Origin of the sequence: Paenibacillus sp. VTT E-133280 (assembly GCF_002264385.1) — a bacterium.
In the GTDB taxonomy this organism is placed as follows: Bacteria; Bacillota; Bacilli; order Paenibacillales; family Paenibacillaceae; genus Paenibacillus_AQ; species Paenibacillus_AQ nitricinens.
Map to the genome: position 1 here is coordinate 43,754 of NZ_NFUX01000011.1, position 13,677 is coordinate 57,430.

Below are 13,677 nucleotides of genomic sequence, written 5' to 3' on the forward strand. Positions count from 1 at the left end.
TAAAGGAGCCGTAAGGTACGGCCCCTCGCAGTTTATCTTTTTTGTTATTTAACAGTTTTAATAAATTATTGCAGACTCACACTATCTAGATAAATAGCGGATTGGCCACTACTGTTCGAGGAGGCGCGGAATTCCACCCCAATTTCTTTGACTGCGGACAAATTCGAAATGCCGCTGAGGGATAGTGTCAAAGTGGTACCGACGTTCGATTGAATCAGATTCTCTCCAGAATCATACCATGTCCACCCGGACCCGGTCTTCAAGTATAGTTTCGCATAGATTCCGTTGCCAATATTTCCCCAGTTCGCATGCTTAACCGTTACTTTCAGACTGCTTTTTCCGGACAGGTTTTGATTTGAGGTTATATATAGGCTATGCGTGGAATTGGATTGTAAGGAGACATCGGCTTTGAGAGTTTGCGCTCCCGTAGCTTTCCATTCATTGGTGACCCATGGTCCTCCCGAAATATTGTTTCCCGACCAACCTTGAGTTCCCGACTCAAAATCATATAAGATCGCCCCGTTATTTCCCGGACTCGGGCTTGGTGTAGGTGTAGGTGTAGGTGTAGGTGTAGGAGTAGGGCTTGAGGTTGGAGTTACACCTCCGAAAATGCCGGACAACACAGAAGTTGCTTTTATGCCGTTACTGCCATTCACAACGGTATTGCCGAACGAGGTGAGGGAGTTGCCTGTCCAATCATTCGTCATATCAAGATAAGCCAAATCACTGCTATTGCCCTTCCAGGACCAAGCCAACCAGCCGACTCCTTTCTCTTGGGAATAGCTCATAATGGTGGCTTCATCCACATCACCGTTTGTATGCTGTCCGCCAAATTCGCCGATAATCAGCGCAAGATTCTTGTTCAGCACACCGTCAATATTGGATTTGACGGTATTTGCATTGCCCCCAGCATATTCATACATATGGACAGAGAACAATGTATTTTTTAACGGATCCGCATTCAGTACTTCCGTCCCATAATTTTTGACCGAATCTGGATATTGTCCCCAGCCAGCAGAATCAACAATCAGCGTATGATTTAGACCGGCGTTTCGTAATTTAGGAATAGCTTGCTTATAACCATTAGCCCAGGCTACTCCATCCCATGTTCCGTACCACTCGTTAGCTATATTTATGAGTACACGGTCTTCTTTGCCAATCAGTGCGTCTTTAATACTGATCCAGTAATTAACGGCGTTGTCCAAATCGGATAGACTATCGCTTCCTGTTGCGTCATGTACTTCCAAAACGGCAATTAGTTTATTTTGTTCACAGAGGCTGATGATATTTTTGATGGCATTCACATCATCAATCGTCCATTTGTATCCATTCGCTAATACAATGCGTACCGTGTTGGCACCAGTTTTAGCAATGGCTGGTATTGCGGTAGACAATTGATCCTTATACCATGTGTGCGCATGATTGACTCCTCGCATAACAAATGGTTGTCCTGTAGCATCCATTAATTTGGTACCGCTTACATAAAATCCGCTCGCAGCATGTGCTTTGTTCGAAAGTTGTCCGGTCCATGTGAAAATCAGTAAGAATGCTACAAATGTAATCGACCACTTGCGTAAAATCACCAAAAACCACCTCATGAATTTTATTTATGTAAACCCTCATTAAGTTTATACTGGTAACGTCCGTTCACCTCCTATTGTTAGAATAATGAGGGAGTCATATTTAACTGTGCGTTCATGAATTCACTAATTTCTTTGGATTTATCGTTATTATATTAGCATTATGTTATTTTGAAAGCGTATGATTATTTTATGCAATTGACTAAATTTCGCTTTAAAAATTGTTTTTTATTAAGAACTCAATTCCTCGGAAGCTTCCCTCCATACTGTGCTCTTAGCTGCTGTAATTTGTCTAATTTGCTTAGACTACTATCTCTATTTGCTAAACCTACCCCAAGAATCAGATTCTCGATAATATACGTGGGACCGACCATGGAGTGAAACTCCCAAACCTCACCTCTTCCGGCATACAGTACAATATCTGCATCTTGGGATCGTGGATACACGAGTCTATCGGTGATCAGGATGACCTGGTAATTAGCTTCACGTGCTTGGTCCAGAATCACTTCGATTTCAGGTAACAGTTGAACGAATCCAAAGACAAGCAATACATCTTTTTGATCAGCATGCATTAAGGACTCTAGCAGTTCGTGTCCGCTGGGGGCCATTTTTTTCATCTGTAGTCCAAAACGCGCCATTCGATAAATCATCAGCTCGGCTAGTCCAGCACAAGGGCCTGGGCTATATACATATACAATGCGTGCTGCAGATAGTGCTACTACTGCACGCTGCAGCGCCTCGTCGCTCAAATAGCGGCGTGTCTCTTGCAGATGATGTAAGCAATTGTCCAGCAGCACTTGAGGAAGTGAACGATCATCCGATCTTTGCATGGCATCACGCATTTTTATGGAAGGGGTGGATTCAAAGCGGAAACGGAGCCGGTTTTTGAAATCTTTGGCATGTTTGAATCCAGCCGCTTTCCAGAACCGCGAGACGGAGGCAATGCTTAATTGAAGTTCATCTGCCATTTCCTGTTCCGTCATATAGACTACACGTTGCTCATTTTTCTGAATAAAGTCAGCAATTATTCGTTGATTTGGTGAGAAGGCGCGGCGATTCCAATCTTTATACAATCTCTCATTCCTCCTAATATGAAGTGTTAAATAGAATATAACGTATGAAGATGTTGTAAATATTTTTACAACGTTAAAAATACTGAAAAAAATATTACTCCCATTTAACAATTGGTAAAAGTTGTGCTGACATGACCTTCTTATAATGAAGATAAATTCTTGTAGGGAGGTCAAATATTCATGAGTACGATAAAAACGCGCTACACGTTGACTCAGTCACAAAAAATGATGATTTTTGTACTGTCGATGTCGCTTTACGGTTTGTCCAATATGTTTACGGAGCTTGTGCCTGGGATCAAACTAGGCCCCATTGAATTATCGATTGAATATTTCGCATTCATTCCTTTGACCTTATGTATGCTGTTTCATCCACTGTATGCGGCCATTGGGGCAGCTGTGGGTGAAGTGATCTTTGGGGAACTGATGTTAGGTCAATTTGGCGGGCTGGGCGAATTGGAGAAATTCATCACCTTCTCACTAGCGATGTATACCGCTGGCCGTATGGTATCTGATCCGAAGAATCGTAGACAGGTTGGAGTAGCAGCGATTACTGGCGTAGCGATTCACCAGTTCTTCAGCTCTGTTGTGGATATAGTGAAAGTATGGGTGGGTGTAGAAGAACTTGAAGCTGTTAAAGGTCTGGCAGAGAGTATCGTTGTAATCGAGGGAGTTGGCTTTTTGAACGACGTACTCTTCTCCGGTATCTTGTTCGCTCTAATTCCTACTATGTATCTGGTCCCACGTTTATATGGGAAAATCGAACCTTTGCTTGGTATGAAGCCGCGTGAACGGAACATGAAATATGCTACAGGGGCTTGGCTATCTCCTAAGCTAGTTATTTTTGGAACGATTCTGGTCATGGTTGCGCTTGGATCAGAATTGCTCTCGGAATCCGGATGGAACTTTGGTGATTTTGAGTTTGCTTGGGCAGAGTCGAATGAAGAGAGCTTAATCTGGCTAAGTATGCTGGTAGCGGCAATTGTTGCAGCAACAGCAATTATATCCCTGATTCGGCGGTCAGTACGTAAAAGACAGGAAGCGGGTCAAGTAGATGCGTAAATCAATACTCGAACTGAATGGAGTCACCTTTACTTATCCGGGAGCCGAACAACCTGTACTGCAAGATGTATCTTTGCGGCTAGAAGAAGGAGATTTCATTGCCATTATAGGTAGTAATGGTTCGGGAAAATCCACGCTGTGTAAATGCTTTAATGGCTTGATTCCTCATTATTACACAGGGGACTTCACTGGAGAGGCGACGATCTGTGGACAACCGGCGGATGGGAAAAGTGTAGCTGAGCTTTCCAGGCATATCGGGTATGTTTATCAGGATTTTGAGAATCAATTGGTGCGTCCGACGGTCCTAGATGATGTGTCGTTTACGCCACTTAATTATGGATTTGCCGATTATAGGGAGCGGGGAGAGCGGGCACTGGCACTAACCGGACTTAGCGATTTAAGAAATGAATTCATCTGGCAATTGAGTGGCGGGCAAAAACATTTGCTCGCTTTAGCCGGAGCACTAGCGATGGATCCAGAAATTCTAGTCATTGATGAACCGGTAGCTCAGCTGGATCCGCAGCATGCCCGCCATATCTATGATATTCTGCGCCGTTTGAATGAGGAGCATGGGAAGACCATTGTAGTGATCGAACATCATGCGGAATTTATTGCCGACTATTGTAAGAATGTCGTCCTGATGGATAAGGGGAGAATGTGCTGGCAGAAGCCGGTGCGCGAAGCTTTATCATCTGTAAAAGAACTGCTGGAGCTGGGCATTTATCCCCCGGATGTGACTCGGGCAGCTTGGCTCTTGCAATCTGATGCGCCGCTAACCCAATTCCTTCCCTTGAGCGCTGAAGAAGGGAATGCCCACATGATATTGCGGCAGGATAGGATCCAGAGAAATGATCCATCTGACTATATGAAGGAGCAGTCCCTTACTGTAAATCGGGAAGTGAAGAGTGTCGTTCAGATGGAGAACGTTTACCTCTCATACCGTACCATTCATAAGACGATGCATCCTGTCTTGAATGGTGTTCAGCTGGAACTGCAGCAGGGTGAGTCTATCGCTCTTATTGGCAACAACGGGGCGGGGAAATCTTCTTTAATGAAGCTGATTGCTGGAATTGTCAGACCTACAGCTGGAACCGTAAATGTGAAAGGGATGACCGTGAACGGTCTGCCACCCGAGCGTCTCTCCGGTACCGTAGCATACGTATTTCAGAACCCAGAGGAAATGTTCATTGAGGATTCTGTACGCAAAGAAATTGCTTATTATTTGAAGGCGCGGAAGCTACCAGACGCAGAAGAGAGAGTAGAAGAAATGCTAAAAGCATTCCGGCTCCATGAATTAGCAGAACGTGACGCTCGACTTCTGAGTGGGGGTCAGCAGCGCCGGGTATCGCTAGCCATTGGTGCAGCTGTTCGTCCTGCCGTCATGCTGCTCGATGAACCAACGGCCAATTTGGATATTTCGACCAAACAGGAAATGGTTCATGTGCTGGAAACGCTTCGCAGTCATGTTGAGACAGTGGTGATCGCGACACATGATATGCAGCTTGTGTCTGAGTGGGCGACCAGGATTATCGTTATGCATCAAGGCAGGATTATTGCTGACGGAACGAAAGATGAAATCTTCGCTGACGGACTTCTATTACGGAGGGCGGGTCTGGCTCAGACGCAATTGATGGAGCTGAGCCGTATGCTCGGTCTGCCCAAAATTTGCAGCAGCTTAGAGGAATTCGTAAGTCTAGTGGAAGTGAAAAAGGAGGTGGCTGCAATCCATGGAAGCTGTTAAACGGGCACTTGACCGTATATCTGTTGAACAAATTAAACTGGAGCTCTTAGGGACTGCTTATAACAGTAGCAGTACATTTCTGGGAAGGCTCGACCCGCGAACGCTGCTACTTTGGTATTTGTTCTTTGCCATCGTGCCTTGGTTCGTACATAACCGTACAGTTTTGTTAGGGATGTTCGTGCTTATGGTCTTAACGACTGTCCTCTCCCGGGTCAGCCCGTATATTATTTTTATATTGTGTCTGGGATTAATCAGCCAAATTGGGTGGATGTTCATCCTGTCTCTCTTTTTCGGCGGAGGAATTGAATCGTTGCTGCCTATGTTGACGCTGACACTTAAGCTCTCAGTAATATCACTAGCTAGTATTACGGTGTTCTCCAGTCTCGATCCGGAAAGACTTAGTGACGGCCTGCTATCCTTAGGGATTCCTGATACATTTGCTTTCAGCTTATCTTATGGTTATCGTATTTTACCTACGTTACTGGAGGAATTCCATCAGATTTTGTTATCCTTCAGACTGAGAGGGCAAAGACCGCTGCAACATGGTTTGTTGTATTGGAGAACAGCAACATATTATTTGCGCATTGTGATCCTGGCTTTTTATCCACTCATGCTAAATACCGCTAAACGTTCCCGGACCACGATCGAGGCGCTTGAGACTCGGGGATTTAGCTACGGTCTTAACAATAAGAAAGTGAAGAAGATTAAGCTATCTTATTTAAAAATGAAGCGGTCCGACTGGTACTTTTTATCCGGATCCACCGTTTATATTATTTTGCTTTTTTGGATCGGTTACCTCTACCCTAAACTGGTGTATTGACATCACTCATAAGCTCAAAGGAGACGAATTAGACATGAATATTGATTTGCATACCCACGGTAAATTATCTAAGAAATCAACCTTTTCCCCTGAATACTTTGCAGAAATGATGTTTGAGGCGAAAGCGAACGGATTACAGGCAGTAGCTTTGACCGAGCACTTTAACACTTCTAATTTCTTTGCGATGTATGAGACGCTGGACCAGACGTATCCTTATAACGGACATTATTATGATGTAAACGGACTTAAACTGTTTCCGGGTATGGAGGTGGATATCGCGGAGACGGGTCATATTCTGCTGATCGGACTTAAGGAGAATATTCTAGCCGTTCGCGCTTTACTGGATGAGCATACGAAGGAGGGGGATTTTATTCCTTTCAAGGATCTGCTGGACATGGCTGATGAACATAAGCTTTGGAAAATCGGAGCTCATCCCTTCCGAATCTCTACGCCATTACATCAACTGGATCCAGAGCTGCTTCGGAGATTAGATGCTTTTGATTTCAATGCAAAGGATATTTACATGCAGGGGGCAGAGACTTACAAGAACCTGATCACACCTTTTGCTGAAAAGCTTGGTGTACCGGTGATTGCCGGTAGTGATAGTCATCAATGTCTGCAATATGGTAGTGTTCTGAATCGGTTGAATATTACCTGCTCAACGGTTGAGGAATTGAAAGAAACCATTAAGCAAGGCAACTACGAAATTGAGCTTTCGCCGTGTCTACACACCAAAGTGAAAGCTTCAGTCATGATGAAGAAACTTTTGAAGCAGCTCATTGGTGAAGCACCTTCCAGAGATGAAGCAGAGGTTGGCAACATGGTCTAGCCGATGGCAAACATTCCTGTTATACTTTTTTCGTGAATGTAATCGGAGGTGGTACTGTGCTAATGCTGGTTTGCCCATTAGCTAGAAGTTCCTCACGCAAAGCCTAAATTAGGGCGATACTTTGCGTGAGGTGCGATAGGATGGATGATCGCCCAAACTAAATATTATCGTTTCTAATAATGGGCTTTGCACCTTATGAAATTTTCATAACAAATAAGGGGCTGAAGAGCAATGAATACACCATTTATTAGAAACCATCAATATAATTTTATTAAAAAACAAACAGACTTTCTTCTAAAAACACTGCGAACTGTAGCGGATCGAAGAGTCTTGGAGACGGTAAGATATCGTTCATCGTTGAATGTTGTAGAAGCTTTTTCAACACTAAGTGATAGTCAGCAGCAGTTGCTGCAACAAATATCAGCCTTTGAGACTGCATACGATTTTCAGAAGTATCTTAGTGGATTAGAGCCTTATTTAGAACCTTTTCCGCAGATTACACCGAAACAGATTCAGAAGTTGTTCCCTAAGAATAAAAAGCTGAAGGTACCTGATTTATCAGCCATCGACTTTCGATATATGACATATTTGAGCTGGATAGATATTGCTACCAATAAATTATTTATTGTATATCCGTTCGAAGGGCAGTTTATCGGTATTGAAGGTAGAATGACACCAATGAACAAGAAGGGGTATTGCCTGTTCTGTAATCGGCAGCAACAGCTCGCCTTTTTTACGGTCAAGACCAAGCTTGCGAAATCTTCGCCGGATGATTACTCTTCCATTGGCCAATATATTTGCATTGAGAGCCAAGCATGTAATCATAGGATTACGGATACAGCAGCACTAGAGAGATTCATTCTCTCCACTCGTGCATAATGTTAGGATTAGCAAAGGCTGCTTTTGTAAGTAGCTTCAGACTATAGAGCAATAGGGTTTTGAAACGAATGATTTCGTTTCGAAACCCTATTTGCTGTTCGCTCAATTCCTGAATTAATGATTTTAAATATTGTTGAAATAGAAACAAAAAATAATGTGATATAATATTGTTAATGCAAGAGCGGGTGGGAGGACAGGTCATGAACAAAGAAGATCAGATCCTAACGGGTGTCAGGGACCTATATAATAAGATGGTCTGGCTTAACAAAGATAAGATGGAAGCCAGTCTTAAGGGTTATACATCTTCTGAAGTACATTGTATTGAATACATTGAAAAAAATGTAGATTCCAACGTAACAAAACTTGCGGAGTCCTTTTTTATGACGCGCGGTGCCATAAGTAAATTAACTAAGAAACTCATAGAAAAAGGCCTGATCGAAAGCTACCAGAAGTCGGATAACAAAAAAGAAATCTATTTTAGGCTTACTGAGCAAGGAAAAGTAATTTATAAAATCCATGAGAACCTTCACAAAGAGTTTCAAGAGCGGGATAAGGCCGTCTTTGAGCAGATAACCGAGGAACAATTTGATAGTATGCTTAGTTTCGTGGAAAAATATAGTAGTCATTTGGATGCGGAAATAAAAAAACAGGGTAAAGATATGAAATCGGAATAAAATTTGAATAATGAAAATGAACCAGATGCAGTCGGGCTCTATGGAGAACGGCTGTATTTTTATTGTGATTATTTTGTTGACAAGGAAACAAAATGGCGATACGATAAACATGTTTCCTAGGAATCAAAATGCAACTTTAAGGAGTGAACATAAATGTCCATATTTAAATCTCACAATGAACAGAACACAGGACAATCCGTAGATAAGCACGCATTAATATTCGGTCTTATCTCTGTGTTTCTTTGCGGAATTGGCTTTAGTATCGTAATGCCTGTCGTCCCTTTCTTAGTGCAGCCATATACAAGCAGTCCGGGAGAACAAGCAATAGTTGTTACGATGCTGACCTCGGTTTATGCAGTCTGTGTATTTTTTGCAGCCCCCGTACTTGGAGCTTTGAGCGACAAATATGGCAGGCGTCCATTACTCTTAGTATGCCTGTTGGGTTCCGCCATCGGGTACTTGGTTTTTGGTATAGGAGGGGCTCTATGGGTACTATTTGCTGGGCGCATAATCGAAGGTATAACAGGCGGGAGCATAAGCACGATCTTCGCATATTTTGCAGACATCATTCCTGCAGAACAGAGAACCAAATACTTCGGATGGGTGAGTGCAGTTGTAGGTGTAGGCACCGTCATTGGCCCAACGATAGGCGGATTACTTGCTAAGTTTGGTTATTCTGTTCCTTTGTATTTTGGAGCAATCATAACTTTATTGAATGTTGTTTATGGATTCTTTTTTATGCCAGAGAGCCTTGCCGAGAAGAATAGACTGAAGGAGATTACATTTGTAAGACTGAATCCATTTTCACAGCTTGCCAACTTACTTTCTACGAAAAACTTAAATAGGCTGCTAGTCTCAGCTTTTTTACTCTGGATTCCTAACGGATCTTTACAGGCAGTATTTTCTCAATTTACGATAGATACTTTCAGCTGGAAGCCTGCACTAATCGGAGTTATGTTTTCGATTATGGGTCTCCAAGACATCATTTCACAAGGTTTGATCATGCCAAAGCTTTTGAAGAAACTTAGTGATAAACATATAGCAATTCTTGGAATGGCTTCGGAAATTATCGGTTACAGTTTTATTGCTTTATCTGCTTTGCTCTCATTCTATCCTCTTTTAATCGCTGGAATGTTTATATTTGGCTTTGGGGATTCGATCTTTGGGCCTTCATTTAACGGGATGCTTTCCAAGTCTGTCGATTCTAGTGAACAAGGTAGGATTCAAGGAGGTAGCCAGTCTATTCAGGCTTTAGCAAGAATGATTGGGCCTATCATTGGAGGTCAGGTTTATGTATCACTAGGCCATGCCGCACCCGCATTTATGGGGATGATCCTTATAGCAGCAGCCATACTCGTCTTGTATAAGCGCCCGGATGTAAATATGTAAACTACCTACGTTTAAGAACATATAAAAATAGGGTTTCAGAACTCAGGGACAAGTTCTGAAACCCTTTTTGTCAAATTCATTGTTTGTCTTTAGAATTTTTATTGATGACCCGTGCTGGACGAGTTACCCAGTTCGAACGATTCATCGGTTTAACTGTATCAATTCTGTCATTTGACGGTTCATTTAAAGCTTCAGTGGTTTCTGTTTCGGTAGACGCCGTTACTTCTTGATCTGCGGTTTTTTTCCTCGATAGTCCTGTTCCATCATGCTTGCCTCTGTTCCATACTCTTCCCTTACTCATACATACACTCCATTTCTATACGCTTATTCATAAACCATATCATATTAGGACAAGTTAAGGAAGAAAGACATAAGCACAAATCGAAGGATTTTTCAAGTTATATTGGTTACTGGAGATTTCATTTGCCGATAGCTATAATAGTACTGATATTGAAAGGAGAGTACTTATATTATGGCAATCAAGATCATAACAGACAGCGGTTCTGACCTACCCCTTGACTACATGGAGAAGTATAATGTTTCCGTGGTCCATCTACCTGTTCATTTTGGGCATGAGTTAATGCCTGCGGATACGGATACGAAAATCTTTTATGCTAAAATGAGTGAATCCAAGGAGCTACCTACTACAGCAAGTCCCAGTCCAAACCAATTCCTTGAGACATTCAGGCAAGTAGAGGAAGGTACTGACATTATGGTCATTTGTATGTCCTCTAATATTAGTAGCACTTATCAGACGGCTATGATCGCTATGGAAATGTACCAAGAAGAAGGACACACCAATGCGATAGAGGTTATAGATTCCAAGACCTTTTCTGGCGGGTTGTCGCTGATCGTGGGTCTTGCGGCGAAGTGGTCACAGACTTGTTCAAGTCTGCAGGAACTGAAGGTCAAGGTGCTTCAGCAAATGGATGAAGTTCAAGCATATTTTACACTGGACACACTTGAGAATGTGATGAAGGGCGGACGTTTAAGCCGGATATCTGGAGCGGTTGCTTCCGTGTTAAATATCAAACTACTGCTCAAAATCAGCGAAGAGGGTACTGTTGAGGTAGTGGAGAAGACCCGGGGTCTTCCAAAGGCATTAAACCGACTGCTTGCACATTTGGATGAGAAGCAGCATGACTACGAAAAGGCTGTTATCGCTATAGTACACAGTAACTGTGAGAAGCTTGCGCTTGAGATTAAAGAACGCATCTTACAAAAGCACCCGTTCAAAGAAGTTTTACTCTCAAGTATGGGACCTGTAATGGGAACCTATGCGGGTGAAGGTGGAATTGGTGTTGCTTTTTAATAGGACTCTGAGGGCGTTTATATTTGCCAGCAGGCGTTCGGATTTCTGGAATTATACGATCGTACATGGGACGGGTTCCTGTGTGCGATTTTTATTTAAATATAAGAATTTGATGGATGTAATAATTTAGCTATTCTTTAGATTGCGTTTAGGTGGGTTTAATAATCGAAGATTATAGTTAGATGGGGTGATTACTATGTATACAATTCTAATCGCAGATGATGAAGCAGAAATTGTGGAATTGTTGAGATTATATTTAGAGAAAGAGTACAACATTGTGGAAGCGAACAGTGGGACTGAAGCGTTAAAGCAAGTACAGAACCATAAAATTGATTTAGCGATTCTTGATATTATGATGCCTGGTCTAGATGGACTGCAATTATTGAAGAAGATTCGTGAGTCTCATCATTTCCCGGTGTTGTTTTTATCTGCAAAAAGCGAACATTACGACAAAATACTGGGACTTGAACTCGGTGCCGACGATTATATTTCCAAACCGTTTAATCCATTGGAGATTGTAGCTCGTGCGGGAGCTTTACTGCGGCGGGTACATCATTTTGACGCACAGATAATTGAAGAAAAGACAGCTGAACAGATTGTGTTGGGAGAATTGAGGCTGGATCAAAGCCAGTGTCTGATCTATCGTTCAGGAGAACCCGTCGTTCTTACCTCTACTGAGTACAAAATTCTGGAATTAATGATGAAACAACCGGGCCGGGTCTTTACACGAAAAAAAATATATGAGGCGGTATGGGAAGATTTCTATGTGTACGAAGATAATAGTATCATGGTACATATCAGTAATATCCGGGAAAAGATCGAGGAAGATTCCAAAAAGCCGGTTTATTTAAAGACTATTAGAGGGCTGGGATACAAAATTGAAGCGCCTATGGAGCAATAGAGATCAACGACCTTTACAATCATCGCTGACGCTGGATTTTTTGTTATTCATCTGCATTTTGTTTTTTCTTGTGATTGTTTATTATTTGTTCATTAATCTTGATGTGACCCATATGTTCGAAAAAAATAAAATCGCTGATCCTGATTTGAAGGTTGAAGCGAGTGCCTATCGAGATAATCTGGAGCATGGTATAGAAACCAAACGGCTTCTGCGTAGCGGTGGGTGGATTGAGATCTTGGGTCAAGACAAGAAGGTCATCGACGTTGTTGGTGAGAAGAAAGACGATGTAACACAATATACCGACAACCAGCTCTTAAATAATCTGGAAAACGGAGAAGATCAGGCGTACTTCTACTCGTTGACTACACGTAATAATGAGAATGAATCAGAGTGGCTGCTTTTGAAGATCCCTAGAGAAGTTATCGACATTTCAATTAACAGTGATCCATTAGTTGAATACTTCAACCACTCGCTCTCATATTATGTTTTTTTAGGAGTTGGAATGGTTCTCTTGCTTATTATCGTGTACAGCTATTGGGTGGCACGAAGAATCAGGAAGCCGCTGCGTATTATTACGCTTGGTTTGAAGCAGATGATTGAAGGAAATTATGATACTCGTATCTCGCTATATGCAGAGAAAGAATTTTCGCAAATAGGGGAGACTTTTAATTATATGGCGGACGTCATTGAGAAGACAACGAAAGAAAAACGTCAAGCGGAAGAAAGTAAGAAACGCATGATGGTTGATCTTTCTCATGATCTGAAGACACCCATTACGAGTATACAGGGGTTTGCACAGGCGTTGGTTGAAGGTCGTGGGGAGGATGAAGAACGCCAGAAAAGGTATTTAACCTATATCTATAATAAATCCTCGCAAGTGACCAAGCTGATTCAAAATATGGTGGAGCTGCTTAAAATAGATTCCCCAGATTTTTTACTACGAATGGAGCGTCATGAATTGGGTGAGTTTATTCGTGAAATCGTTGCAGACTCCTATGGTGAGATTGAACAAAAGAACTTCATCCTGCAGCTGAATGTTCCTGAACAGGAAGTATTCGCAAGCTTCGATGCGGAGCTGCTCTCGAGTGTAGTTCATAATTTGATCTCCAATGCTTTGACCTATAATCCGCCAGGTACTCATCTACGTGTGGAGGTTATCCCTTCGGAGAGTGAGGTTGCAATTGAAATTGCAGATACCGGAGTAGGTATTCCTGAAGAGCTTTGGTCAACGCTTTTTGATCCGTTTGTTCGTGGAGATAAAGCGCGGTCAACTACAGGTGGAACGGGTCTTGGTTTATCCATTGCTATGAAAAATACAGAGAAAATGGGTGGCACGCTTCATCTCAGTCGCGAAAAGAAGGAACCAACGGTATTCACCATCCGTATTCCCAAATAGCGAGATGAAAGCCTCCCGAAAATA

At 42.4% G+C, this 13,677-nt stretch carries 13 protein-coding genes; 10 read left to right on the forward strand and 3 right to left on the reverse strand.

All coding sequences use genetic code 11. The features are described 5' to 3' along the window. Window positions 1–65: 65 nt before the first annotated feature. Together CA600_RS07115 and CA600_RS07120 are read right to left on the reverse strand one after the other, a co-directional pair. Complete coding sequence (locus tag CA600_RS07115) at window positions 66–1,583, reverse strand: glycoside hydrolase family 5 protein (protein ID WP_256989776.1); 1,518 nt, start codon at window positions 1,581–1,583, stop codon at window positions 66–68. 236 nt (window positions 1,584–1,819) lie between these two features. Next, window positions 1,820–2,653 (reverse strand): MurR/RpiR family transcriptional regulator, encoded by an 834-nt coding sequence (locus tag CA600_RS07120; RefSeq protein WP_094869566.1) that lies wholly within the window; start codon window positions 2,651–2,653, stop codon window positions 1,820–1,822. A 180-nt stretch (window positions 2,654–2,833) separates the two neighbouring features. Here CA600_RS07120 and CA600_RS07125 point away from each other — a divergent pair, with 180 nt between their 5' ends. From CA600_RS07125 to CA600_RS07155, 7 genes are all read left to right on the forward strand, one after another. Further along, window positions 2,834–3,712 (forward strand): cell division protein FtsQ, encoded by an 879-nt coding sequence (locus tag CA600_RS07125; RefSeq protein ID WP_094869567.1) that lies wholly within the window; start codon window positions 2,834–2,836, stop codon window positions 3,710–3,712. After that, the gene (locus CA600_RS07130; RefSeq protein WP_094869568.1) at window positions 3,705–5,453 is read left to right on the forward strand and encodes an ABC transporter ATP-binding protein; all 1,749 of its coding nucleotides are present in this window, start codon (window positions 3,705–3,707) and stop codon (window positions 5,451–5,453) included. The genes CA600_RS07125 and CA600_RS07130 overlap by 8 nt, the downstream gene beginning before the upstream one ends. Next, window positions 5,440–6,273 carry an energy-coupling factor transporter transmembrane component T family protein gene (locus CA600_RS07135; RefSeq protein WP_094869569.1) on the forward strand — a complete coding sequence of 278 codons (834 nt, stop codon included), beginning with the start codon at window positions 5,440–5,442 and terminating at the stop codon, window positions 6,271–6,273. The genes CA600_RS07130 and CA600_RS07135 overlap by 14 nt, the downstream gene beginning before the upstream one ends. Window positions 6,274–6,307: 34 nt before the next feature. After that, window positions 6,308–7,102, forward strand: coding sequence for a PHP domain-containing protein (locus CA600_RS07140; RefSeq protein ID WP_094869570.1), 795 nt, complete (start codon window positions 6,308–6,310; stop codon window positions 7,100–7,102). Window positions 7,103–7,333: 231 nt separating this feature from the next. Then, window positions 7,334–7,981, forward strand: a complete 648-nt coding sequence (locus tag CA600_RS07145; RefSeq protein WP_094869571.1) for a FusB/FusC family EF-G-binding protein — start codon at window positions 7,334–7,336, stop codon at window positions 7,979–7,981. A 200-nt stretch (window positions 7,982–8,181) separates the two neighbouring features. Beyond that, a complete protein-coding gene (locus CA600_RS07150) occupies window positions 8,182–8,655 on the forward strand; it encodes a MarR family transcriptional regulator (protein WP_094869572.1) in 474 nt (157 codons plus the stop codon). A gap of 153 nt (window positions 8,656–8,808) precedes the next feature. Then, window positions 8,809–10,044 (forward strand): MFS transporter, encoded by a 1,236-nt coding sequence (locus CA600_RS07155; protein ID WP_094869573.1) that lies wholly within the window; start codon window positions 8,809–8,811, stop codon window positions 10,042–10,044. Between the two features lie 76 nt (window positions 10,045–10,120). On the opposite strand, the gene CA600_RS07160 is transcribed toward CA600_RS07155, so the two are convergent. Beyond that, window positions 10,121–10,345, reverse strand: coding sequence for a hypothetical protein (locus CA600_RS07160; protein WP_094869574.1), 225 nt, complete (start codon window positions 10,343–10,345; stop codon window positions 10,121–10,123). Window positions 10,346–10,516: 171 nt separating this feature from the next. Between CA600_RS07160 and CA600_RS07165 the strand changes: the two genes are divergently transcribed. The 3 genes from CA600_RS07165 (at window position 10,517) to CA600_RS07175 (ending at window position 13,653) form a co-directional block, all read left to right on the forward strand. Further along, window positions 10,517–11,356, forward strand: a complete 840-nt coding sequence (locus CA600_RS07165) for a DegV family protein (RefSeq protein ID WP_094869575.1) — start codon at window positions 10,517–10,519, stop codon at window positions 11,354–11,356. Between the two features lie 196 nt (window positions 11,357–11,552). Next, window positions 11,553–12,257: a response regulator transcription factor gene (locus CA600_RS07170; protein ID WP_094869576.1), complete on the forward strand. Its 705-nt coding sequence runs from the start codon at window positions 11,553–11,555 to the stop codon at window positions 12,255–12,257. Continuing rightward, the gene (locus tag CA600_RS07175; protein ID WP_094869577.1) at window positions 12,235–13,653 is read left to right on the forward strand and encodes a sensor histidine kinase; all 1,419 of its coding nucleotides are present in this window, start codon (window positions 12,235–12,237) and stop codon (window positions 13,651–13,653) included. Before CA600_RS07170 ends, CA600_RS07175 begins: the two co-directional genes overlap by 23 nt. Window positions 13,654–13,677: the final 24 nt, after the last annotated feature.

Bases quoted from the DNA above. Each gene is read 5' to 3' on its own strand.
- CA600_RS07125 (WP_094869567.1), top strand. From the start codon at position 2,834: ATGAGTACGATAAAAACGCGCTACACGTTGACTCAGTCACAAAAAATG.
- CA600_RS07130 (WP_094869568.1), top strand. From the start codon at position 3,705: ATGCGTAAATCAATACTCGAACTGAATGGAGTCACCTTTACTTATCCG.
- CA600_RS07135 (WP_094869569.1), top strand. From the start codon at position 5,440: ATGGAAGCTGTTAAACGGGCACTTGACCGTATATCTGTTGAACAAATT.
- CA600_RS07140 (WP_094869570.1), top strand. From the start codon at position 6,308: ATGAATATTGATTTGCATACCCACGGTAAATTATCTAAGAAATCAACC.
- CA600_RS07145 (WP_094869571.1), top strand. From the start codon at position 7,334: ATGAATACACCATTTATTAGAAACCATCAATATAATTTTATTAAAAAA.
- CA600_RS07150 (WP_094869572.1), top strand. From the start codon at position 8,182: ATGAACAAAGAAGATCAGATCCTAACGGGTGTCAGGGACCTATATAAT.
- CA600_RS07155 (WP_094869573.1), top strand. From the start codon at position 8,809: ATGTCCATATTTAAATCTCACAATGAACAGAACACAGGACAATCCGTA.
- CA600_RS07160 (WP_094869574.1), bottom strand. From the start codon at position 10,345: ATGAGTAAGGGAAGAGTATGGAACAGAGGCAAGCATGATGGAACAGGA.
- CA600_RS07165 (WP_094869575.1), top strand. From the start codon at position 10,517: ATGGCAATCAAGATCATAACAGACAGCGGTTCTGACCTACCCCTTGAC.
- CA600_RS07170 (WP_094869576.1), top strand. From the start codon at position 11,553: ATGTATACAATTCTAATCGCAGATGATGAAGCAGAAATTGTGGAATTG.